The organism is Sphingomonas ginsenosidimutans, assembly GCF_002374835.1.
In the GTDB taxonomy this organism is placed as follows: domain Bacteria; phylum Pseudomonadota; class Alphaproteobacteria; order Sphingomonadales; family Sphingomonadaceae; genus Sphingomonas; species Sphingomonas ginsenosidimutans.
Window position 1 is genome coordinate 1 of record NZ_NWVD01000016.1, and the last position, 21,973, is coordinate 21,973.

The following is a 21,973-nucleotide window of genomic DNA, read 5'->3' on the forward strand; positions in this document are numbered from 1 at the left end:
GCCGGGCGATGACATCACGGACCCGCACGCCCGGCCGGAACGCCTCGGCCAGGATCTCCAGCTTCTCCGCGTCCGACCAGCTCCGTCGGCCCGATACCCGGCCGACCACCTCCACACGACCAGTCGTACGAGCGCTCGTACGACCAGTCTCAGAACCGAAAACTTCCCGCACCGCCCGCGCCCTCGTCAAAGACGATAAGCATCCCGGCTACGGCCAAACGGGCAAGGCGGCCCTCAGGCCACGCTTACCTTGGTTTGACGCCACCGGAACATCGATCGGTTCGGCGGTCTCCCCTGCCTGTCCCGCACCTTTACGACGAACCTGCGACAGAAAGGAGTTGCGAAGGATACGGAAGGTCCACGCTTTCAAATTCGTGCCCGCCTCGAATGACGCACGGCTGCGCCAGGCTTTCAGCACGGTGTCCTGAACGAGATCCTGTGCAGCATCGGGATTTCTTGTTAGCGATCGCGCATAGCTCGCCAGCCTGGGCATCAAGTCGCTCAGTGCAGCACCGAAGTCAGACAACTCCTCAGCCGGTACATGCGCTTCGTGATCCGGTTGTTCCGACACGCAAAAGCCCTCGCTCGATCGAACCAGGGCGCCGTTTATACACCGACTGGTTTACTTGTTCGAAAACGCCCCCTCTCGTGGGTTGTTCCACTTCTCAGCGAGGAGCCGGATACCCGAACAAGCGCGCGAAAGGGTAAGGGTAAAGAGTCGGGTCTGGAGAAGGTCGGGTAGCGGGAAGTCAGCGCCTCTGCCTGCTCGAAAACCAAGCCCAGCCTGCAGGCAGCACCGCAGACGCCATCAACATCGCGCCGACAACATCATGGTCGCGCTGAAGGATCGCGCCCGCGACAAGCAGTCCGGCGGACAGAATGTTGGGATCGGCGCGCCGGGGCGATGCCGGAATTGGGAAAACCGCGCCTCCCTGCAATTCGATCGGCAGCGCACCCGACCGCGCAACCCGCTCGGCGAAGGCTACCAGCTCGGGCGAGGCGGTGGCCAGACGGCCAAGGCTCGTCGCCAGCCGGCGTCCGCCACGCTTGAGGCCGGCCGGGCCGATTCGCTCCCGCAGCAGTTCGCGCGCGATCGGTGCGGCGCGCGCGGCGATGTCGAAGCCGGGATCGAGCCGTCGTACGAACCCTTCAGCGATCAGCAGGGTGCGCAGCAGCAGGGCGAGGTCGGGTGGCAGCGCCAGGCGGTAGGTGCGCAGCAGCGCGAACACGCGGCCGAAGATGTCGGCGAGCTCGATCTGCTGGAGTACCGCCCCGCGGAACTGGCCGATCAGCGCGTCGAGATCGCGGGTCAGCGCCTGGCGATCGACGTCGGTCTCGCCCGACCATTGCAGCAGTATGTCCGTCAACGATCGTGTGTCCTCACCCGCGATGGCAAGGACGAGCGTAACAACCTCGTTCCGCCGGGCGGGACTGAGCACGCCAACCGCCCCGAAGTCGATGAACGCCAAGGACCCGTCGGCCAGAACAAAGACGTTGCCGGGATGGGGGTCCGCGTGGAACCGACCGTTGAAGATGATCATCCGCAGCACCGCATCGGCATATCTGCCGGCGACGTCAGCAGCGCCCTGACCCGCCCCGCCCTCACCCGCTCGGTCGAGGATCGCGCGGACGGGCACGCCGTCGAGCCGTTCCTGCACGTTGATCCGGCGGCCAACCTGATCCCAGTAGAAGCCGGGCGTGCGAACGCCGAGCGGCTGCAGGAATGCGCCGATGCTCTCGCAGGCTGCCGCTTCGGCGCTGAGGTCCATTTCCTGCGACAGGCTCTCAGCGAAGAACCGGAGCAGTTCGTCAGGCTTGAGGCGACGGATCTCCGGTGAGTGCCTCGCGGCGAGCCGCGCGATGCGGCGGATGAGCCGCAGGTCGGCATCGACGCGTTCCGCGATTCCCGGCCGGCGCACCTTGACCACGACCTCGGTTCCGTCGCGCAGGGTGGCGCCATGAACCTGCGCGATGGAGGCCGCGGCGATCGGCTCGCGGTCGAACCGCGCGAACACATCCGCGATCGGGGAACCAAGCGCTGTCAGGATCGTCGGCTCCAGCGCCTCGAACGGCAGCGGGGTCACCCGGTCCTGCAGCGTCGACAGCGCGCGCACCCATTCCGGCCCGAGCAGGTCTTCGCGGGTGGCGAGTACCTGCCCCAGCTTTACCGCGACAGGTCCAAGGTCTCGCAGTAACGCGACGACCCGCTCGGGCGGACCGAGGTCTACCGGCTGCTCCAAGCGACCGGGCAGCAGGCCCAGGCGCGAGGCGAGCCCGTTAAGGCCGTGTCGGCCCATGATCTGGATGAGTTCGGCCAGGCGCGTGCGCTCACCGATCTGAGGCTCGTCGTCGGTGGTGGACATCAGGCGCTGCAACCATCCGCCCCGCGCGGACGGCAGCCATCGAGGAACAGGTCGATACCGCGCAAGATACGATCGCGTGCCGCCTCGTCATACGCTGGCGGAGACAAACCCAGCGCTGCCCGGCGCATGGGGGCGACCACGACGAGTGTGACGAACTGCTCGGCAGCGAACACGGGGTCGACCAGCGACAGCTCCCCCCTGGCATTGGCGTGGGCGAGGATCGATGCCACCCACTGGACGGCCCGCTGGTAGCCGAAATCGTGGATGTTCGCCGCAAGCGCTGGAAAGCGTACGGCTTGCGCGATGACGACGCGTTCCATGGAGGCGATCCGGGGCGTCAGGAGCCACTCGAGCAGGCGATCGGCGATCATGCGAAGTCGCGATCCGATCTCGGGTTCGTCGCTGCCGGAGGGTTCGAGCGCGCGCAGCTGCGTATCGATCTCGTCGAGGATCACCGCCTCGAACACACGCGCCTTGCTGCCGAAGCGGGCGTAGAGGGTCCGCTTGGAGATGCGCGCCTGTTCGGCGATCATGTCGGCGCTCGCGCCGTCGAACCCGTGCTCGAAGAACAGCTCGCGAGCGCTCTTAAGGATGTGCGAGGTCAGGCGGACCGCGTCCTCAGTGGTCGGTCTGCCCATCTTTCTTGGGCGCCGTCCCTTTTTCTCGTCGTCGCTCAATCTCGTTCTCCCCGATCGAGGGTAGCGCAATCCGGACCGGTTGACGAGAAATCACGCCGGGACGGTCGGTCGGTCGCCTGCCATCTCGAGCTCAGCCAAGAGCTGTCCTATCGCTTCGCGGCCGATCACTGCCGTGATTTCGGCTTGTAGGTCGGAAGGGACGGAGCACTTACCCCCAAGCCCTCCTGATCGATGCGAACAGCCGTATCCCTGACAGCGCCTACCTTGTTACTTGCTGAACGAATGGTCTCACGCAGCTGGGCCTGTTTGGCAGTCATGCCGCGGATCGTGGGTCGAACCGCCTCGACGCGCGCTGTCAATTGCTCGGCTTCGTCTCGAGCGTTCAGCAACGGGCGGTTCGCCCTGGCGAGAACGGTCGCGCGGCGGTCGTTCAGGGCAGCTCTCAACCGTTGAGCGCTGGCGCCGGATCGCTGCAGGGCGTCCCCCACGGCTACCACGCGACCGCGTGCGCCAGTAAGTCCGTCGGATGCCGATCCGACCCTGTCTGCCCAACCGGCGGAACTTTCCGCAAGCGCCGCCAGTCGATCGCTGGCCCGCTGCTGCTGAGCGGCGTCGAGGTTGCGAGAAACAGAATCTACGGTGCGGCTGATCTTCTCGACCAGTGCGACGGGGTCCCCTCCGCCGCCAAGGAGCCCGCCTTCCTTGGCGGGAATGACGGGAAGCTCCCCGTCGCTCGCAACGATCGGGGGCGCGCCAGACGTGGCGCCGTCGAGGCTGATGTTCGCGGTTCCGGCCAGGGCCGATCGTGCGATCGACGCTTTTACGCCTGCGACGATTGGGATCTGAGGCTCGAGGCTGACGGTCACGAGGACCGCTGAGGGATCCTCCTTGTCGAACCGTATCGATGTGACATGGCCGGCCGCAACGCCCGAGAAGGTCACCGGCGACCCCTCCTCCAGACCGGCAACGCTTCCGGTGAAGCGGATCAGATAGGGATTCCCGTCCCCATCGCGTGCGTCAAGCAGCCACAGCGTGAAGATCAGGAGCGTGCCCAGCAGAAAGCCGGTCATCACGAGCACGATAAATTTGTTCGAGCGCGTTTCCATGCGTGGACACAGCCATTAAGAAACGGGGTGAAAGATGTAAACCGTACCGTTTCCTGAATGTCCCGAGAACGGGCTATTCTCGTGAGCGGTGGGGTCAGTTCGGGACGAGGATGGAATCGTGGCTGGAGACTGGAGCCTGCAACCAGGCAACATACCATGGGGCAACAGGCTGGGCCTGGAGCTGGTCTCGATCGGCGATGGCCTCAGCTCGCTGCGGATCGGTTGGCGTCGGGAGCTGGCGGACGAGGACGAGGCTCTCGCAACCGGCGTATTGACGAGCCTCATCGATCAGGCCTGCGGCGTTGCCGTGATGTCCCGGCTGGGCAGACGGCTGGCGATCTCGACCCTCAACCTGAAGGTGGACCATGTGCGGTCCGCCGAGGCGAGATACTCCGCGACGGCGTGGGCGCACTGTTACGACGCGACCGAGCACCGTGCGTTCGTACGGACCGAAGTCTGGGATACCGATCCTTCTCACCTGATCGCGACTGCCCAAGGCGTCTTTTCGATCAATCGGGCTGTCGGCCCATGAGCGAAGGCGCAGTCACGGCTGGCATGGGGCGGAACGACTTCGCGCGGTTGCTCGGCACCATGATGACGCAAAGCGGTGAAACCTTCACGCTCATCCCGACAGAGGAGCTTGTGGGGAATTCTCTCCTGCCCGCATTGCATGGAGGAGCAATCGCTTCCTTTCTCGAGCTGGCCGCACAGCTTGCTCTCTCCCGCACACTCTCGCCAGGGCAATCCTCCCGGCTGATCAGTGTGAACCTGCAATTTCTCGCCCCGGTCAGACTGGGCGCAATCAGCACGACGCCCACGCTGATGCGTGTGGGACGTCGTGTCGCAGTGGTGCATGCCGAAGCCGTAGAGCGGGACGGAGCCGGAAAACTGTGCCTTGCGCAGCTGGAATTCGCCCTCGAAAGATCCCCCAGCGAAGAGAAACTCGCTCGAAACGCCTGATTGTTTCAGCGGGCCGATCTCCAGAGAGCAAGAATGCTTCTGAGCGCCGTCGCAAAGGCGAGCGGCTCGTCCAGCATCAGGTGATGGCGCGCGTTCGGCACCGCGACGATCGGGATCGTCCCGGCACCCAGTTCGCGCAGATATGCCGCGGAATCACTGCCGAAGAGCGCGCTCTGCTCGCCGTGGACGATTGCCAGCCGACCGGGCGCCGCGGCGACACGGCGCCCCATCGTCATCCATTCGTCCGACGAATTGCCGCGCGCGAACACCGCGGGCGCAAACTTCCACGTCCACGCGTCCCCGTCCCGCCGGAGCGAATGATAGGCCATGTAATTCATCAGGAACGGCTCGCCCGCAGGCTGCGGGGGCGCAAGCACGTAGCGCGCGCGTGCGGTCGGATAGTCGGGATACCGGCTGGCGGGCTTGTTCGGGTCGCCCGAGCCGGGGCTGCCGCGTCCGCCGCGCCAATAAGCGGCAAGCGCCTCGGGCCGCATGATCATCAGGTCGCAAATGATCGCGCCCGCGAACCGTTCTGCCGCGAGCGTCATCGCGGTCACCGCGACCCCCGCGCCGAAGCTGTGACCGATGATAACCGGCGGCGCATCACCGTTGAACAGCCCGGTCGCCTCCGCCACCGCGATCATCTCGCGCCCGCGGCCATCGCCATCGATTCCCGCGCGTGCGTCGCTGTCGCCCATGCCCGCAAGATCATAGGCGACGACCTGGTAGTCCGCGGCGAGGAAGGGCGCGATAAACGCCCAGCAGCGTGCATGGGCAAGAAAGCCGTGCGCCATGAGGATGCCCGGCTTAGCGCGGTCGCCCCAGCGCAGATAGTGCACCTGCGCGCCCTCCACGGTAACGAAGCCTTCTTCCCGCGGAACGGCCAGCGCATCGACGAACCAGTCCGGCAGGTGCGACCCGTCGCCGGCCCAGATCGGGTCGATGTCCGACGATCCCGTGGCCTCGGCGGTGCTCATGCCGACAGCCTGAAACCGCTATAACCCGCCTCGGCGACCGCATCGCAGATCTCGGCATAGCCGACCACAGACGGGTAGTTGAGCAGCTGACGCGGCTTGCCTGGGACGTTCGCTCCCATGTACCAGGAATCGGCCTTGGGGAAGAGCGTCATGGCGGCGATCTCGTCGATGTGGCGTGCCCATGCCGCGTGCGTGTCCGGCTCGGCCTCGAAGCGGGACCACCCGGCCGTGCGCAGATGCTCGAGGAACCGGACCACCCAATCGCCCTGCACTTCCGCGGCGGTCGGACCATTGGAGAAGCCGGACGGGCTCTGCGGGCCGTAGAGGAACAGCATGTTCGGGAAGCCCGAGACCGCGTAGCCGAGATGCGTGCGTGCGCCTTCGCCCCAAGCGTGCGCCAGCGTCGTCCCGCCGCGCCCGCGAATGTCCATCCGCATCAGCCCTCCCGTCACCGCGTCGAAACCGGTCGCGAGCACCAGGACGTCGTGTCTGCGCTCACAGGCGCTCGTGACGATGCCGTTTGGCAGGATCTGTTCGATCGGCTCTTCCCGCAGGTCGACGAGCTCGACGCTCGGCTGGTTGAAGATGTCGTAATAGGTCTGTTCGAGCGATGGCCGCTTGACCCCGAACGGATGCGGCGGCTCGCTGGGCGCAAGCTTCTCCTGCAAGGCAGGGTCGGTGATCCGTTCGCGCACCTTGTCGCGCCAGAAGTCGTAGGCCAGCCGGTTGGCGCGCTCGTCCACCAGGATGTCGGCGTAATTGCCGACCCAATAGTGGAAGCCTCCAGCCGCCCACAGCCGCTCGAACGTCGCGGTGCGCTCCTCGCTCGAAACCTCGAGCGCGGACTGGTCGAGCCGCGGGATCTCGAACCCGCCGCTGCTCAGCCGACGCTGACGGAAGATCTCGGGGTAGCCGGGCTTGGCCTGCGCCTGCTCAACCGTCGTCAATGAGCGCTGGCGCATCGGCAGTGCCAGGATGGGGGTGCGCTGATAGATCGTCAGCTGCGCCGCCTCGCGCGCCGCCTCTTGGGCGACCTGCACACCGCTCGCGCCGGTTCCGATGATCGCGACGCGCTTGCCGGTGAAGTCGATGCCCTCCTGCGGCCAGTGCGCGGTATGGTGCGCAGGGCCGGCAAAGCGGTCGAGTTCCGGAAGTGACGGGATGTACGCCTTCGCCGCGAAGCCGGTACACGGCAGCAGATAGCGGGTGGTCAGCCGATCTCCATCGGCGAGTTCCACCCGCCAGAAGCCGGCATCTTCGTCGAATACGGCGGAGCGCATCGCGACACCGAGCTTCATTGCAGGCCAGAGGTCGAGAACGTCGCAGGCATGTCGGAAATAGCGACGCAACTCGCGCCAGCCTGGGAAGCGTTCCGACCAGGTCCAGTCGCGCCACACCCGCTCGTCCGAAAACTCGTAGATCGGTACGTGCGAATCGACCCGTGCGCCGGGGTAGCAGTTCCAGTACCAGATGCCGCCCGGCTCCGCCGCCGCATCCACCAGCCGAACGTTGAAGCCGTTCTCGCGCAACCTGCCGAGCAGGTAGAGCCCGCTGAAGCCGGCACCGATCACCAGCGCGTCGATGTCAGGCGCGGCGCTCATCGCGCGCCGACCCCGGCCAAGGCGATGTCGGTGGCCGCCTTGTAATCCGCCTTGCCGTTCGGCGCGCGCAGCGCACGGTCGGTAACGACGATCGCCTTGGGCGTCTTGTAGCCGGCGAGCGCGGCGCGCACGTGAGCGCGCACCGCCGCCTCGTCCACTGTCGCCCCCGGCACGGCATGGACCACCGCCGTCACCGCCTGGCCCCATTTCTCGTCGGGCACCCCGACGACGAGCGCGTCCGCGACCGCAAGATGCGTCTTCAGCACCTCCTCCACCTCTTCCGGATAGACCTTCTCGCCCGCGGTGTTGATGCACACGCTGCCGCGCCCGAGCAGCGTCAGCGTCCCGTCCGCGGCGACGGTGCACCAGTCGCCCGGCATCGAGTAGCGGACGCCGTTGATGGTGCGGAACGTCTTCGCGCTCTTTTCCGGATCCTTGTAGTAGCCGATCGGGATCGCGCCCTTGCGCGCGATGAAGCCGGGCGTGCCGCTGCCCGGCACGACCGGCCGGTCATGCTCGTCGAACACGTCGCACAGCCCGCCGATGGTGAAGCGCGCGGTCGCCGTCTCGCCCGCCGCGCTGGTAACCGACAGGCCGAACCCCAGCCCCTCCGACGCGCCGAAGCTGTCCATCAGCACGACCTGCGGGATGTGCCGGATCAGCCCCGCCTTCACCTCGCGGCTCCACATCACCCCGGATGAAACGATCGTGACGAGGCTGGACGTGTCGTAGCGCCCCGGCGCGGCATCCAGCGCGGCCAGCATCGGCTTGGCGAAGGCGTCGCCGACGATCGCGATCGATTCGACGCGGTCGCGATCGACCGACCGCCACAGCTCGTCGGCATCGAACGATTCACCGCCGAGCGTCACGATGCAGCCGCCGCTCATCAGCGTGCCGATCGACGTGATGAAGCCGGTGCCGTGCATCATCGGGCAGGCGGGCATCGTACGCCGGCCGGGTCCGTCGCGCGCGATCAGCGCCGCGGTCTCGGCGAGGTCGGCGGGCGTCGGCCCCATCAGCCGCTGCGCGTCGAGCTGCGCCTCGCGCATATCGGTGTGCCGCCACATCACACCCTTCGGCATCCCGGTCGTGCCGCCGGTGTAGATGAACAGCTCGTCGTCGGGCGAGCGCGCGATGCCGAGCGGCCCGCCGTCGCCCTCCGCTGCAAGCGCCTCGTAGGGCAGCGCGAACACAGCACGCTCCGCTTCCGGGCCGATTTCCACGAAGGTGCGGACCTTGCCGAGCCGGCCGTGCAGTTCCTCGATGCAGGCGCGGAATTCTGCGCTGTAGACCACGACCTCGCTGTCGCTGTCGTCGAAGATGTAGAACACCTCGTCGGGCCGGTAGCGGTAGTTGATGTTGACGTGGGTCAGTCGCCCCTTGAAGCACGCCGCCATCAGCTCGCCGTACTCGGGCCGGTTGCGCATATAGAAGGCGACCTTGGCGCCGGGTTCCGCCCCTCGCGCGCGCAGCGCCCGCGCGAGGTTGTTCGAACGGCGCGCCATCTCGGGCCACGTGATGACCCGGTCGCCGTGGATCAGCGCGGGGGCGTCATGAGGCATCACCGGCTCGATCGCGTCGAGGATATCGCCCAGGTTCCACTGCGTCATGGCTTCTTCTCCTGTCCTCAGGCGGCGCGTGCATCCCAACCCTGCAACGTTGCAGCCTCCGTGCGCACGATCTCCGGACCACCAAGGACTTGCCGGTCGAAGCCGATCCGCTTGAACCAGTAGTGGAGACCAAGAAGGTCGGTGAAACCCATGCCGCCGTGAACCTCTGTCGCGGTGCGCGCAACGAAGCGGCCCACTTCACCGGTATGCGACTTGGCATGGCAGGCCATCAGCAGCGCCTCTTCAGGCACCGTGTCGAACGCGTGCGCGGCATACCAGACGAGGGAACGGCACGGTTCCAGCCGCGCCGCCATCTCGGCACACATGTGCTTGACCGCCTGAAAGCTGCCGATGACCCGCCCGAACTGCTCACGCTCGCCGGCGTAGGCGACCGCCTTGGCGATCATGGCGTCCGCAGACCCCACCGTGTCGGCCGCGAGCAGCACCCGGCCCGCCGCGACCAGCATGCGGGCAGCGTCGCCAGTATCGTTGCCGAACGGCTCGGCTGCGACACCGTCCAGGCGCAGCTCGCCGACGGCGCGGGTGAGGTCGACGGTTGGTAGGGCGACAAACTCCAGCCGGTCGGCGTCGCCAGTGACCAAGTGCAACGATCCATCCTCGTCCGCAACGATGAAGGCGTCGGCGTCGGCGCTGTCGAGTACGAAAAGCGCCGTGCCGCGTAGAGTGCCATTGTCCGCCGTCATGCCGCTGCCATCACGTCGGTTGACCAACTCGGTCAGTCCGACCCCGAAACGGGCACTGCCCTCGGCGATGCGCGGAAGCCATTGCGCCTGTTGCTCCGGCGAGCCGGCGAGGCGCAGCGCAAGCGGGGCGAGGACGCTGCGCGCCACGAACGGCACCGGCGCCACCGCCGCGCCGAGCGCCTCCGCCACCACCACGGCATCGAGCAGGCCGAGGCCAAGACCGCCGTGCTCCTCGGGCACCACGATGCCGGGCAGGCCGAGCTCGGCCAGCGCCGCCACCACCGCCGCACTGACGTTGTCGCCGCGCGCAACGACCTCGCGGACGTGATCGAGCGGAGAATGTTCGCGCAGCAGCCGATCGACCGCGTCACGCAGCATTCGCTGCTCGGGGGAAAGACCGAAATCCATCTATGCCGCCTCCGCCTTGGGTGCGCGCGCGTGCTCCAGCTTCGGCTCGCGCGGCATGCCGAGCCCGCGCTCGGCGATGATGTTCTTCTGGATCTGCGCGGTGCCGCCGCCGATGATGAGGCCGAGCTGGAACATGTAGTTCCACTGCCAGCTTCCGCCGGCGCGCTCGCGCCGGCTGCCGCCGTACAGCAGGCCGAGCTCCCCCATGGCGTCGATCGCCAGCGCCGAGATCTGGTGAGCCAGTTCGCACGACTGGAGCTTGACGATCAGTTTGGCGAGGCCGCCGGGTTCGCCCTTCAGGGAATTGGAGAGCAGCCGCAGGCCGTTGAACTTCATCGCCGCGACTTCGGCCTGCAGCGCCACCAGCCGATCGCACAATGCCGCGTTGTCGATCCCGCGCACGCCGTCGATCCGTTCATCGTGCATCAGCTGCACGAGCGCGGCGAGGCGATTCTCCAGCGCCGCCGGGTCGCCCAGCATGCCACGCTCGTAACCGAGCGTGGCGTTGGCCACCATCCAGCCCTGCCCGCGCTGGCCGACGATCTGGTCGACGGGCACGCGCACGTCGGTGAAGAAGGTTTCGTTGAACTCGGCGTGGCCGGTCATCGTGCGCAGCGGGCGCACCTCGATCCCGGGCGTCTTCATGGAGAAGATGAGGTAGCTGATCCCCGCATGCTTCGGCGCGTCCGCTTCCGTCCGCACGAGACAGAAGATCATGTCCGCCTGATGCGCGGTGCTGGTCCAGATCTTCTGCCCGTTGATGACGAACTCGCCGTTCTCCTCGCGCGCGCTGGTGCGCAGCGCCGCCAGATCAGAGCCCGCGCCCGGTTCGGAATACCCCTGGCACCAGACGATCTCGCCGCGCAGCGTCGGTGCGATCCAGCGGCGCTTCTGCTCCTCCGTGCCGAGCTCGAGCAGCGTCGGGACGAGCATCGAGATGCCCTGGTTCGACAGCCCGCCGGGTACGCCCGCCGCAGCGAACTCCTCGGCGATGATGCGCGACGTCAGGATGTCGGGCTCGGCACCGAAGCCGCCAAAGTCGCACGGAATGGTGCGTGCGGTGTAGCCGTGCTCGAGCAGCAGCTGCTGCCACGCGACCGCGTCCGCCCCGGCGCGCTGCGCCGCGCCGGGTGCGGCCGGCGCACGGTGGCGGTTCGCGGCGATGAACGCGCGCAGCTCGTCGCGGAACGCCTCGTATTCCGGGCCGTAACTCAGGTCCATCGATTCACGCTCCTGCAGCCGGTGTGAAGACGGGCAGCCGGAACCCGTCGCCGATCGTTTCGAAGGCCAGCGCCACCGGCATGTCGAGCGCGAGCGTGGCGGGATCGGCGCCGGTCAGCCGGGTCGCCATGCGGACGCCCTCGTCCAGCTCGACCACCGCCGCGACATACGGCACGTCGGCCGCGAAGGCGGGGTGCAGCGCCTGATGCGTCACCGTCCAGGAAAACAGCCGTCCACGCCCGCTGCTCGGCTCCCAGGCGAACGAGGGCGAGCCGCAGCGCGCGCACATGTAGCGAGGCAGGTGGCGCCACGTCCGGCACTCGCCGCACCGCTGGAAATGGAGCGTGCCGCCCTGGCAACGCTGCCAGAACTCCTGCTCCACCGGATCCTGCGGGTGCGGCAACGGCTTGGGGGGCGAGACGGCTGGCGTCCGCAGCTTGGGCGCAATGTCGTCGTCGTTCATGCGAACCTCCGCAGGATGGCGATGCTGCCGTCGCCGAGGTCGCCCCAGCCGGTGACGAGCCCGGTCCGTGCGCCCGGCACCTGGCGCTCCCCGCAATCGTGCCGCAGCTGCCGCACGGCCTCGACGACGTGGTTGAGCCCCCACACGTGCGCCTCGCTCAGCAGCCCGCCGTGGGTGTTGAGCGGATAGCGCCCGCCGAGCTCGATCTGCCCGTCGCGCACGAAGTCGAGCGCGCCGCCCGGCTCGCAATATCCCATCGCCTCCAGCTGGAGCAGCACGACGTAGGTGAAGCAATCGTAGACCTGGAGGAAATCCATCTCCTCGCGGCCCACGCCGGCCATCTCGAACGCCTTTGGCGCGGCATAGCTCAGCCCGATCTTGAACGGATCCGGGCGCGAGGGGATGTCGTCGGCGGGATAGGGATGTCCCTCGGCGGCGCCCGCGATGGTAACGGGGACATGCGGCATGTCGCGCGCGCGGTCGGTGCGCGAGACGACGACCGCGCACGCGCCGTCGGTCTCGAGGCAGCAGTCGTAGAGTCGGAACGGCTCCGACACCATCCGGGCGTCGTGGTAGGTTTCCCAGTCGAGCGGCCGACCGTAGGTGAACGCCTTCGGATTGAGCTGCGCATGGCGGCGGCACGCCATCGCCACCGAGCCCATGGCTTCGGGACCGACGCCGTGGAGCTGCGAATGCCGGGTCGCCAGCCAGGCGTACATCTGCACCGGCAGGAACACGCCGAAGGGCATGTAATAGCCGCGGATGGTATTGGTCAGCGTGTTCATGTTCATCGGCCGCGTGGGCGGAGCACCCGGCTTGGGCCGCAGCGCTGAGAAGCCGTTCCACCCGAGCGTGACGAGCACGTGGTCGCACAGACCGGCCGCAATCGCGATCGCGGCATGCTGAAGCGCGGTCGTCGGGCTCGCGCCGCCCATGTGGACGGTCGCGGCATAGCGCAGCACGTCGATGCCGAGGTTTGCCGCCAATTCCTCCGACGTGGTGTAGATGGGCGGCGGCACCATGCCGTCGATGTCGGACGGGCGGAGGCCCGCGTCCGCGATCGCGCGCCGCGACGCCTCCAGCATCATGTCGACCGCGGTGCGCTCGGTTCCCTTGACGAAGTCTGTTTCCCCGACCCCGGTGATCGCCGCCTTATCCGAGAAGGTCATATCTGTCCCTCCTGTAACCAGTCGCGACCCTCAGCGCAGGCCCGCCGCGCGGCCGAGCGCGCGCTCGGCATCGGCGACGAGGTCACGCATAACCTCGGCGGCGGGGCGGACGGCATGGATCAGGCCCATGCCCTGTCCCGCGAAGCCCGGGATGATGTCCTTGCGCTTCGCACGAATGCCCGACGCCATGACCGGACCGGCGATCATCGACTGGTATGGCATCGGCAACGGCTCCTTCCCCGCCGCCACCCAAGCGTCGGCCCACTTGCTGCGGATCATGCGGGCGGGTTTGCCGGTGATCGAGCGGCTCACCACGGTGTCGGCATCGCCGCTGTCGACGATCGCCTCCTTCTGGAAATCCTCGATCCCCGCCTCCTCGGTCGCGAGGAAGGCGGTGCCGACCCAGGCGCCTTCGGCGCCCAGCATGAAGGCCGCCGCCACCCCGCGCCCGTCGGAGATGCCGCCCGCGCCGAGCACCGGCACCCGGTCCCCAACGGCATCGACCACCTGCGGAATGAGCGAGATGGTGCCGATGGGCGAATTGTGTCCGCCGCCGTCGTGCCCCTGGGCCACGATCACGTCGATGCCCGACTCCACCACCTGCAGCGCGTGCTTCACCTTGCCGACCACCGCCATGACGACCGTGCCGTTGGCGTGGAGCCGATCCATCCACGGCCCCGGATTGCCGAGCCCCGCGGCGTAGACGGGTACCTTCTCCTCGACGACGACCTCCATCTGGGCCTCGAAGAACTCCTTGGAGAACAGCGCCGCGCCACCGTTGGCCGGGCCCTCCGTCGCATCGCGGCCGGCATCACGCGCGACGATCTCCAGCCCCTCACGCTCCATGAAGTCGCGCGTGAACGCCTGATAGTCGGCAAGCACCGCGCGCGGGTCCGCCGGGGCCGCCCCGGTCTGCGGCGCCGAGCCGCGCCGCACCGAGGCGGGCAGGAGCGTGTCGACGCCGAAGGGCCTGTCGGTCAGCGCGCGCGTCTCGCGGATCCACGCGCGGAGCTGCTCGGGCGGGCAGGCTGCCGCGCCGAGCACGCCTAGCCCGCCCGCGTTGGACACCGCCGCCGCCAGTCGCGGGACGCTGGCCCCGCCCATTCCGGCGAGGACGATCGGATAGTCGATGCCGAGCATCCCGCAGATTCGGCTGTTCAGGGCCATTGTCCGTCTCTCCCACATCGTTCTCGTTGCTGATTTACCGTGGCGGCTACGCCTCGAACGCCTGGTTCCAGCGCACCTTCTGATCCATCAGGTCAGGGCTGCGCCGCCCGAGATATTCCGCCGATCCCTCGACGAGCCGCTCCATCTCGCGCCGCGCTGTGACCGGGTCGCGCAGCCGCACCGCATGGACGACGCGCGCGAGGCGACGAACCTGGTTCTCGCGCTCGTGCTCGGAATAGCCGAGCTGGCGCGAAAGGTCGCGGGTCAGCAGGTGCAGCGCGGACGTGAGCAGCCCGAACAGCGGATTGCCGCTCGCCCATGCCAGAAGGTCGTGGAAGCGCCGGTTGGTTTCCTCGAACAGCGTCGATCCCACCTGCTGCTCGAGCTCGGCGAAGCAGCTTGCCAGCGCCATCAGATCCGCCGCCGTTGCGCGCCGGGCGGCGTGGGAGGCCGCCTGCGGGGCGAGCGCCTCGCGCAGCTCGATCAGCGCGCGCAGGTCGGTGCCGACGAAGTGCAGTACGAGCGCAAGCGAACTCGTGAAATCGCCGACCTGCGGCCGCGCGACCACCGGCCCGCCGCCGCGACCGGGCTGCAGATGGAGCACGCCCTGCAGTTCCAGAAAACGCAGCGCCTCGCGCAATGTGGCGCGGGCGACTTCGTACCGCGCGAGCATGTCGTGCTCCGGAGGTAGCCGGTCGCCGATCTGGCGCGCGTCCGCCTCGATGTCGAGCACGATCGCCTGCGCGACGCGAAGCGCGCGCTTGCCCCGTACGAACGAGGGCGCGTCACCCTGCTTAGCCACGTCCAACATCAAGAACCCTTATCATGGTTTTATGCTGATCCACTGTTTTATCTTTGTCCAGTAATAAATTTCGGCCGTCGGCGGCTTGCAAGGCTACTCAAAGGGTATAATATTAAAGGGTGGGAGGGGACTGAATGACCGACAGCGCAGCCTGGATGAAGACCGATGGACATGTCGCGATCGTCCATCTGAACCGCCCCGCGGCGCGCAACGCGCTTGATCCGCGGATGCTGGTGGAGCTGGCCGATTGCTGGATAAGGGTGCGCGATGACGCGGACATCCGCGTCGCGGTGGTGACCGGCACCGGCGGCGCCTTCTGCTCGGGTGCCGACCTCGGCCGTCTCATTCCGCTCGTCAGCGGCGGGCGACCGCCGGAGGACGAGTGGGATCGCCGCGTGCTCGCCGACCGCGATATTCTCGGCACCGCGCTGCTGCGCACATTTGACGTCGTCAAGCCGGTGATCGCTGCCATCAACGGGCACGCGATCGCGGGCGGCATGGAACTGGTCCAGGGTACGGATCTCAGGATCGCATCGAGCGCCGCGCGCTTCGGCGTGCAGGAGGTCAAATGGGCGATCTTCCCGGGCGGGGGATCGACGGTGCGGCTGCCGCGCCAGCTTCCCTTTGCGCGGGCGATGGAATTGCTGCTCACCGGCGATCTGATCGATGCCGGAACCGCGCTCGACTATGGCTTCCTCAACGGCGTCGTTGCGCCGGAGGAGGTGCTGCCTGCGGCGCTCGACCTAGCGCGACGGATCGCCGCCAACGGCCCGATCGCGGTGCAGGCGATCCGCGCGTCGGCGCGCGCCTGTCTCGGGCGGCCGGAAAGCGAAGCCATGGAAATGGAGTCGCGCTTCGCCGCCCCGGTGTTTCGCACCGAAGATGCACGTGAAGGTCCGCGCGCCTTCATGGAAAAGCGCGCGCCCGTGTTCAGGGGGCGGTAAGATGGTCGGCGAAACTCCCTCGGCAAACCCGGACGGCCTGGCGGGAGCCGCATTGCAAGGCGCGCTTTCGATTGCGCCGTTCCATGCTTGGCTGGGGCTTCGCGTCGAGGACGTCGCTGACGGGGTCCTTCACCTCAGCATGCCCTGGCGCGACGAGATCGTATCAAATCCGCGGATCCCGTCCGTGCATGGCGGCGTGCTCGCCAGCCTGATCGATCTTGCCGGCATGTACGTCCTGCTGACGAGGACGCGCGCGGTCAGCGCCACCGCGTCGCTCCACGTCGATTATCACCGCCCGGCAAGCGGCGGCCCGCTTCACGTCCGCGCGCGCGTCGTGAAGATAGGACGGACGCTGTCGGTCGCGGACAGCGAGGTGCGCTCGCCCGACGACGTGCTGCTCGCCAGCGGTCGCGGTTCGTACCTTATGCGGGACGGCGGCATCGCGGCGTGACCGTGCAGAGAATAGGAGAGATCATGAGCGGCGAAACTTCGACGGCAGACGCCAGACGCACTCCGGCCGAGCCGCGACCGGCCGGCACCATCCTGCTGCTGCGGGATGTGCCCGAATATCAGGTGCTCATGGTGCGACGACACCACCAGATCGATTTCGCGTCGGGGGCGCTGGTGTTCCCGGGTGGCAAGATGCACCCCGGTGACGACGATCCGCGCTGGCGCGATCACGTGACCGGGTGGGACGAGATCGACGCGACACAGCGCGCGCTGCGCATAGGCGCCATCCGCGAGGCGTTCGAGGAAGCGGGGATCCTACTGGGCACCTACCCCGACGGCCGCGGCTTCTCCAGCGTCTGCGACGCCGAGGCACGCCGGAATGTCGATTCCGGGGAACTCGCCTTTCTCGATGTCGTCGCCGGGTTGGGGGTTAAGCTCTCGCTGACCGCTCTGACCGTGTTCGCCCGCTGGATCACTCCGGAGATGATGCCGAAGCGGTTCGACACCTGGTTCTACGCCGCCCACGCTCCTGCCGACCAAGTCGCAATCTGCGACGGACATGAAACGGTCGACGCCGAGTGGATCGCGCCAGAGTCGGTTCTGGACCTCGCCCGAAGCGGTGCCCGAACAGTGATCTTCCCCACCTTGATGAACGTGAAGCTGCTGGCCGAGGCCGATAGCGCGGCGGGCTGCCTCGCCCGAGCGGATGCACGTCCGTTGGTCACCGTGCTCCCGCAGGTCGAGACACGCGACGGAGAGCGCGTTCTGACCATCCCTCCCGACGCTGGCTATGGTGAAGTCTTCCAGAGTTTGACCGAGCTCAAGGCCTGATTATTCAGGTTTCGGCGATCGCAGACTCCCCCCTGCCGCTCTGGTGAAACGGAGGGGCCTTTTTTGGAGGTTGTGGTTCTAAGCCTCGAAGTAGCTGAGCCGACGTTTCGCAGCGCCGATCGGCTCCCAGCCTGATCAAAGTCAGGATTGACACGTGCCGATCGTCAAATCCTGGTTCGCGGCATGAGACATTTAACGTGGGTTGGGCCGGCGTGAGATCAGCTTCCGGAACCGGCTCACGTGTCAGATCGAAATGTGTGTGGCATTACCCTCCCGCTACGACTATGCCACGGATCGGTTTACATATGATGGGACCTCAGTGTGGCTGCTGATCAGGCCGAGAACCACAAGAAATATGCGACGCATGACCACCCGGACGCGAATCCCCAGCCAGAAGCCAGGTCGGAGGACAGTTCCGAGGAGCAGAATGGCGAAAAGAAGCCCTCGCTTCTCGAGCGCTTTCCGATCATCCGCTACGTCCTCAACGCCGCGCTCGTTGCGGGCATCGTCGCGGCGGTCGTCTGGTACCTGAACTACCGTGCGAGCGGCCAATACCTGCAGTCGACCAACAACGCCTATGTGCGCGCGGACTTCGTGACCGTTTCACCGAAGGTGGGCGGCTATGTCGAGCGAGTGCTCGTCGCCGACAACCAGCCTGTCGGCCGCGGCCAGCTGCTCGCCGTCCTCGATCCTCGTGACTACCGCGCCAATGTCGAACAGGCGCAAGCTCAGATCGCCGCCGCCGGCGCCAACATTACGACTGCGCGCCGGACGCTTGACGAACAACAGGCCACTGTCGCTCAGGCCGCCGCCCAGGTTGCGAGCGCCGAGGCCGCCGCGGCAGCGGCAGAGAACGAGGTAAGACGCTACGAACCCCTTACTCGGACAGGAGCGGAATCGCGTGAGCGTCTGGCAAACCTTGTCCTTCAGCGTGATCGAACCGCCGCAGAGCTGCGCGCGCAGCGAGCCGCCTACCTCGCCGCGCGTCGCAGTGTCGCGACGCAAGCGGCTCGCATCGGCCAGGCGGAGGCGCAGCGTGGCACCGCGCAGGCGCAGCTTGCGCGCGCCTCGACGGACCTCGGTGCGGTCGAGATCCGCAGCAGCATCGACGGCGTTGTCGCCGACAAGGCGGTCCGGGCCGGGCAATATGTCCAGCCGGCGACCCGGCTGATGTCGGTGGTGCCAGTCGATCAACTCTACATCGAAGCCAATTTCAAGGAGACCCAGGTCGCACTGATGCGCGTCGGGCAACCCGTGACCATCAAGGTGGATGCACTGGACGGCGCCGAACTGCGCGGCCGGGTTGCGAGCTTCTCGCCAGGCACGGGCGCGCAGTTCTCGCTCATCCCGCCCGAGAATGCGACCGGGAACTTTACCAAGATCGTTCAGCGAGTGCCCGTGCGGATCAGCATTGAAGCGGGGCCGGAGGCGCGCCGGGTGCTGCGTCCCGGCCTGTCGGTCGAAGTCACGGTCGACACGATCAGCGCAAAGGGAAGTCGTGACCGGATCGAGCAGGAGACCCAGCGGCTGAAGCGCGACGAGACGCAGGGCTCGCGCTGATGGCGTCCGAACGCGCCGGCCTTCGCGACTGGCTCGCCGTTGCGGCGGGCACGATCGGGTCGTTCATGGCGCTGCTCGACATCTCGATCGTCAATGCGGCCTTGCCCACCATTCAGGGCGAGATCGGCGCGAGCGGCACCGAGGGCACCTGGGTCGCGACCTCCTATCTCGTGGCGGAGATCGTCATGATACCGCTCAGCCCCTTTCTCGTGCGCCTGTTCGGCCTGCGCAACTTCCTTCTGGGTGCAGCGGTCAGCTTCACCGGCTTTTCCATCGTGTGCGGGATCTCGACGACGCTGCCCATGATGATCGCTGGCCGCGTGGGCCAAGGCTTCACCGGCGGTGCGCTGATCCCGACCGCCATGACCATCATCGCGACACGGCTGCCGCCGTCGCAGCAGCCGATCGGCACCGCCGCGTTCGGCGGCACAGCGATCCTGGGTCCGGTGCTCGGTCCGATCATCGGCGGCTGGCTCACCGACAATTACAGCTGGCATTACGCCTTCTTCCTGAACGTGCCGGTCTGTGCAGGGCTTGTCCTGCTCCTGCTGTTCGGGCTCAAGCACGAGCATCTGCGGCTCGACCAGCTACGCCATGCCGACTGGTTCGGGATCGCGGGACTCGCGATCGGCCTGGGTGCGCTCACCGTCATGCTTGAGGAGGGGCAGCGCGAAATGTGGTTCGAGTCCGCCATGATCGTGAAACTCGCGATCGCCACGGTCTTCGGCTTCGCGCTCATCACGATCGGACAGGTCCGCTCCGCGCATCCCGTGCTCAAGTTGTCGCTGATCTTCAGCCGCTCCTTCGGTAGCGTCTTCGTCCTCAGCCTCATCATCGGCGTCGTGCTCTACGGCGTGACCTTTCTCATCCCCCAGTTCCTCTCATCGATGGCGGATTATAGCGCGCTGCAATCGGGCAAGGTGGTCTTCGTCTCCGGTATCCCCGCCCTGATGCTGATGCCGTTCCTGCCGCTAGCGTTCAAATATCTCGATGTTCGCCTGGCGGTTTTCGTCGGCATGACGCTGATCGGCGTCAGTTGCGCCATGGATTGGCACCTCACCGCGCAGTCGGCTGGGGGCGACCTGACGGGTTCACAGCTCGTCCGGGGCTTCGGGCAGATCTTCGCCATGATGTTCCTCAACCAGGCAGCGATCAGCGCTGTAGCGCCCGAGGATGCTGGTGATGCGTCCGCGCTGTTCAATGCGGGGCGCAATCTAGGCGGATCGATCGGCCTTGCCATGATGGCGACCCTCCAGGACCGACAGACCTTTCTCCACTTCAATCGGCTGGGCGAAACGGTGTCGGCCAATGCAGCGACCACGCAGGAATGGTTCGCGAAGGCTACGGCCATGCCGTCCGGCGAAGCAGGCGCCTATCGGCAGCTTGCGGGTCAACTCCTGGAGCAGTCCACCGTCATGGCCTATAATGACCTGTTCTTCGCGCTCGGCGTCGCGATCGCGGTCACGACGCCGCTGGCACTGTTCCTCCGCCCGATCTCCTCCGACACGCAGATGGCGATGCACTGATGAAGCGACTCAGCTGGGCCATTCTGCCCGCCCTCCTGACCGGATGCGTCGTCGGACCCAACTATGGAGGGCCGCCGGGCGTCGCGAGTGGGGAGCGCTCCGGATCGACATTTCGCCGCGCAGATCAGGCAGTCACGTCACCGCAGCTCCCTATCGCACGCTGGTGGGAAGGCATGGGCGACCCGCAGCTCACGACCCTGGTCGACCGCGCGCTTGCCTCCAATCCGGACGTGGCGATCGCCGAGGCGCGCATCCGCAAGGCGCGCGCCAGCTTGCGCGAACAGCGCGCGAACCAGCTTCCCACCGTCTCGGCGTCAGGCACTGCGATCGTCGCCGATCTCCCCGCAGGCTCGCTCGCGCTGCCGACGCAAGGCGAGCAATCCGATCGTATCAGGGCCGAGTTCTATAATGCCGGCCTGGACGCATCGTGGGAGATCGATCTGTTCGGCGCGCGACGCCGCGCTGCCGAAGGTGCCCAGGCCCAGGCTCAGGCGGCCGAAGCCAATAAAGCTGATGCGCAGGTTCGTCTGTCGGCGGAGGTTGCCCAGAACTATGTGACCCTGCGCGAACTTCAGCAGCGCCTGATCCTGGCTCGCCGCTCCGCGCAGCTTCAACAGCGATCACTCGCCCTGCTTCAACAGCGCGAACAACGCGGTGCATCGTCGCGCGACGAAGTGGTTCGGCTGAAGACCGAGCTGACCCGCACGGAGGCCGGGCTGTTGCCGCTCGAGGGACAGATCGCGACCACGCTCGACCAGCTTGCCATGCTCACCGGCGACGAGCCCGGAGCACACGATGCCTTGCTGTCTGCCCCCGCCCCGATTCCGATGATCCCAGGGACTGTCGCGATCGGCGACCCGGCCGCGATGCTGCGACGCCGGCCTGACATTCGCGCAGCCGAGCGGCAGCTGGCGGCATCGAACGCGCAGATCGGGGTCAACGTCGCCCGGCAGTTCCCATCGGTCAGCATTATGGGGATCATCGGGCTCGGTGGTCCCAATATCGCCGATGTGGTTGATCCTGACAGCGTCGCGGGCCTGCTCCTGCCGCGGATCAGCTGGAGCTTTCTCGACTTCGGCCGTAATCGTGCCCGGGTCGAGCAGGCGCGGGCTGACCGAGACGAGGCGGAAGCACAATACCGCAAGGCGGTTCTCGGCGCGCTGTCTGATGCTGAAACCAGCCTGACCCGCTTCGGCAATCAGCGCCGTAACCTGTTTTCGTCTGTCGCGAGCCGTAACGGTGCCAGACAGTCAGCGACCTATGCCGGGCAGCGATATGCACAGGGAGCGATACCGCTGACCACGTCCATCGATGCCGAACGCGCGGCGCTGGCTGCCGACCAGTCAGTGCTGGAAGCGACCGGCGAACTTGATCGTGCCTTTATCGCCCTCCAAAAGGCGATGGGACTTGGATGGAGCCAGCAGTGACAGTCTTGCAGCGATGCGAGGGGAAGGCACCGACCGCGTGACGGCT

At 67.0% G+C, this 21,973-nt stretch carries 21 protein-coding genes; 8 read left to right on the forward strand and 13 right to left on the reverse strand.

Annotation, left to right across the window (positions count from 1 at the left end):
* Positions 1–208: 208 nt before the first annotated feature.
* From COA17_RS17535 to COA17_RS17550, 4 genes are all read right to left on the reverse strand, one after another.
* Positions 209–571, reverse strand: coding sequence for a sigma factor (locus tag COA17_RS17535; protein ID WP_245857927.1), 363 nt, complete (start codon positions 569–571; stop codon positions 209–211).
* 178 nt (positions 572–749) lie between these two features.
* The gene (locus COA17_RS17540) at positions 750–2,363 is read right to left on the reverse strand and encodes an ABC1 kinase family protein (protein WP_096614149.1); all 1,614 of its coding nucleotides are present in this window, start codon (positions 2,361–2,363) and stop codon (positions 750–752) included.
* The gene (locus COA17_RS17545) at positions 2,363–3,040 is read right to left on the reverse strand and encodes a TetR/AcrR family transcriptional regulator (protein WP_245857928.1); all 678 of its coding nucleotides are present in this window, start codon (positions 3,038–3,040) and stop codon (positions 2,363–2,365) included. Before COA17_RS17545 ends, COA17_RS17540 begins: the two co-directional genes overlap by 1 nt.
* A gap of 125 nt (positions 3,041–3,165) precedes the next feature.
* Entirely contained in the window at positions 3,166–4,107 is a 942-nt protein-coding gene (locus COA17_RS17550; RefSeq protein WP_066707628.1) for an MlaD family protein, read from the reverse strand.
* Between the two features lie 118 nt (positions 4,108–4,225).
* Between COA17_RS17550 and COA17_RS17555 the strand changes: the two genes are divergently transcribed.
* On the forward strand, positions 4,226–4,639 hold the full coding sequence (locus COA17_RS17555) for a PaaI family thioesterase (RefSeq protein ID WP_171007553.1): 414 nt from the start codon (positions 4,226–4,228) through the stop codon (positions 4,637–4,639).
* Positions 4,636–5,067, forward strand: coding sequence for a PaaI family thioesterase (locus tag COA17_RS17560; RefSeq protein ID WP_066707621.1), 432 nt, complete (start codon positions 4,636–4,638; stop codon positions 5,065–5,067). The genes COA17_RS17555 and COA17_RS17560 overlap by 4 nt, the downstream gene beginning before the upstream one ends.
* A gap of 5 nt (positions 5,068–5,072) precedes the next feature.
* On the opposite strand, the gene COA17_RS17565 is transcribed toward COA17_RS17560, so the two are convergent.
* The 9 genes from COA17_RS17565 to COA17_RS17605 are packed head-to-tail and all read right to left on the reverse strand — an operon-like array spanning position 5,073 to position 15,198.
* On the reverse strand, positions 5,073–6,044 hold the full coding sequence (locus COA17_RS17565; protein WP_096614134.1) for an alpha/beta fold hydrolase: 972 nt from the start codon (positions 6,042–6,044) through the stop codon (positions 5,073–5,075).
* Complete coding sequence (locus COA17_RS17570; protein WP_066707615.1) at positions 6,041–7,645, reverse strand: flavin-containing monooxygenase; 1,605 nt, start codon at positions 7,643–7,645, stop codon at positions 6,041–6,043. The genes COA17_RS17565 and COA17_RS17570 overlap by 4 nt, the downstream gene beginning before the upstream one ends.
* On the reverse strand, positions 7,642–9,255 hold the full coding sequence (locus tag COA17_RS17575; RefSeq protein ID WP_096614136.1) for an acyl-CoA synthetase: 1,614 nt from the start codon (positions 9,253–9,255) through the stop codon (positions 7,642–7,644). Before COA17_RS17575 ends, COA17_RS17570 begins: the two co-directional genes overlap by 4 nt.
* A gap of 17 nt (positions 9,256–9,272) precedes the next feature.
* Positions 9,273–10,367 (reverse strand): acyl-CoA dehydrogenase family protein, encoded by a 1,095-nt coding sequence (locus COA17_RS17580; RefSeq protein ID WP_066707610.1) that lies wholly within the window; start codon positions 10,365–10,367, stop codon positions 9,273–9,275.
* Complete coding sequence (locus COA17_RS17585) at positions 10,368–11,588, reverse strand: acyl-CoA dehydrogenase family protein (RefSeq protein ID WP_096614137.1); 1,221 nt, start codon at positions 11,586–11,588, stop codon at positions 10,368–10,370.
* A 4-nt stretch (positions 11,589–11,592) separates the two neighbouring features.
* The gene (locus COA17_RS17590) at positions 11,593–12,051 is read right to left on the reverse strand and encodes a Zn-ribbon domain-containing OB-fold protein (protein ID WP_066516418.1); all 459 of its coding nucleotides are present in this window, start codon (positions 12,049–12,051) and stop codon (positions 11,593–11,595) included.
* On the reverse strand, positions 12,048–13,220 hold the full coding sequence (locus COA17_RS17595; protein ID WP_096614139.1) for a thiolase C-terminal domain-containing protein: 1,173 nt from the start codon (positions 13,218–13,220) through the stop codon (positions 12,048–12,050). The genes COA17_RS17590 and COA17_RS17595 overlap by 4 nt, the downstream gene beginning before the upstream one ends.
* A gap of 30 nt (positions 13,221–13,250) precedes the next feature.
* Entirely contained in the window at positions 13,251–14,387 is a 1,137-nt protein-coding gene (locus COA17_RS17600; RefSeq protein WP_096614141.1) for an NAD(P)H-dependent flavin oxidoreductase, read from the reverse strand.
* Positions 14,388–14,433: 46 nt separating this feature from the next.
* Positions 14,434–15,198 carry a FadR/GntR family transcriptional regulator gene (locus COA17_RS17605; protein ID WP_066707284.1) on the reverse strand — a complete coding sequence of 255 codons (765 nt, stop codon included), beginning with the start codon at positions 15,196–15,198 and terminating at the stop codon, positions 14,434–14,436.
* Between the two features lie 125 nt (positions 15,199–15,323).
* Between COA17_RS17605 and COA17_RS17610 the strand changes: the two genes are divergently transcribed.
* The 6 genes from COA17_RS17610 to COA17_RS17635 all read left to right on the forward strand — a co-directional run bounded on the left by COA17_RS17610 (position 15,324) and on the right by COA17_RS17635 (position 21,927).
* Complete coding sequence (locus COA17_RS17610; RefSeq protein ID WP_066707287.1) at positions 15,324–16,133, forward strand: enoyl-CoA hydratase-related protein; 810 nt, start codon at positions 15,324–15,326, stop codon at positions 16,131–16,133.
* A gap of 1 nt (position 16,134) precedes the next feature.
* Complete coding sequence (locus COA17_RS17615) at positions 16,135–16,584, forward strand: PaaI family thioesterase (RefSeq protein WP_066707291.1); 450 nt, start codon at positions 16,135–16,137, stop codon at positions 16,582–16,584.
* A 23-nt stretch (positions 16,585–16,607) separates the two neighbouring features.
* Positions 16,608–17,414 (forward strand): NUDIX hydrolase, encoded by an 807-nt coding sequence (locus COA17_RS17620; RefSeq protein WP_096614151.1) that lies wholly within the window; start codon positions 16,608–16,610, stop codon positions 17,412–17,414.
* A 321-nt stretch (positions 17,415–17,735) separates the two neighbouring features.
* Positions 17,736–18,974: an HlyD family secretion protein gene (locus COA17_RS17625; protein WP_066707297.1), complete on the forward strand. Its 1,239-nt coding sequence runs from the start codon at positions 17,736–17,738 to the stop codon at positions 18,972–18,974.
* Positions 18,974–20,500, forward strand: coding sequence for a DHA2 family efflux MFS transporter permease subunit (locus COA17_RS17630; protein WP_066707300.1), 1,527 nt, complete (start codon positions 18,974–18,976; stop codon positions 20,498–20,500). The genes COA17_RS17625 and COA17_RS17630 overlap by 1 nt, the downstream gene beginning before the upstream one ends.
* Positions 20,500–21,927 (forward strand): efflux transporter outer membrane subunit, encoded by a 1,428-nt coding sequence (locus COA17_RS17635; protein WP_083956699.1) that lies wholly within the window; start codon positions 20,500–20,502, stop codon positions 21,925–21,927. Before COA17_RS17630 ends, COA17_RS17635 begins: the two co-directional genes overlap by 1 nt.
* Positions 21,928–21,973 lie beyond the last annotated feature (46 nt).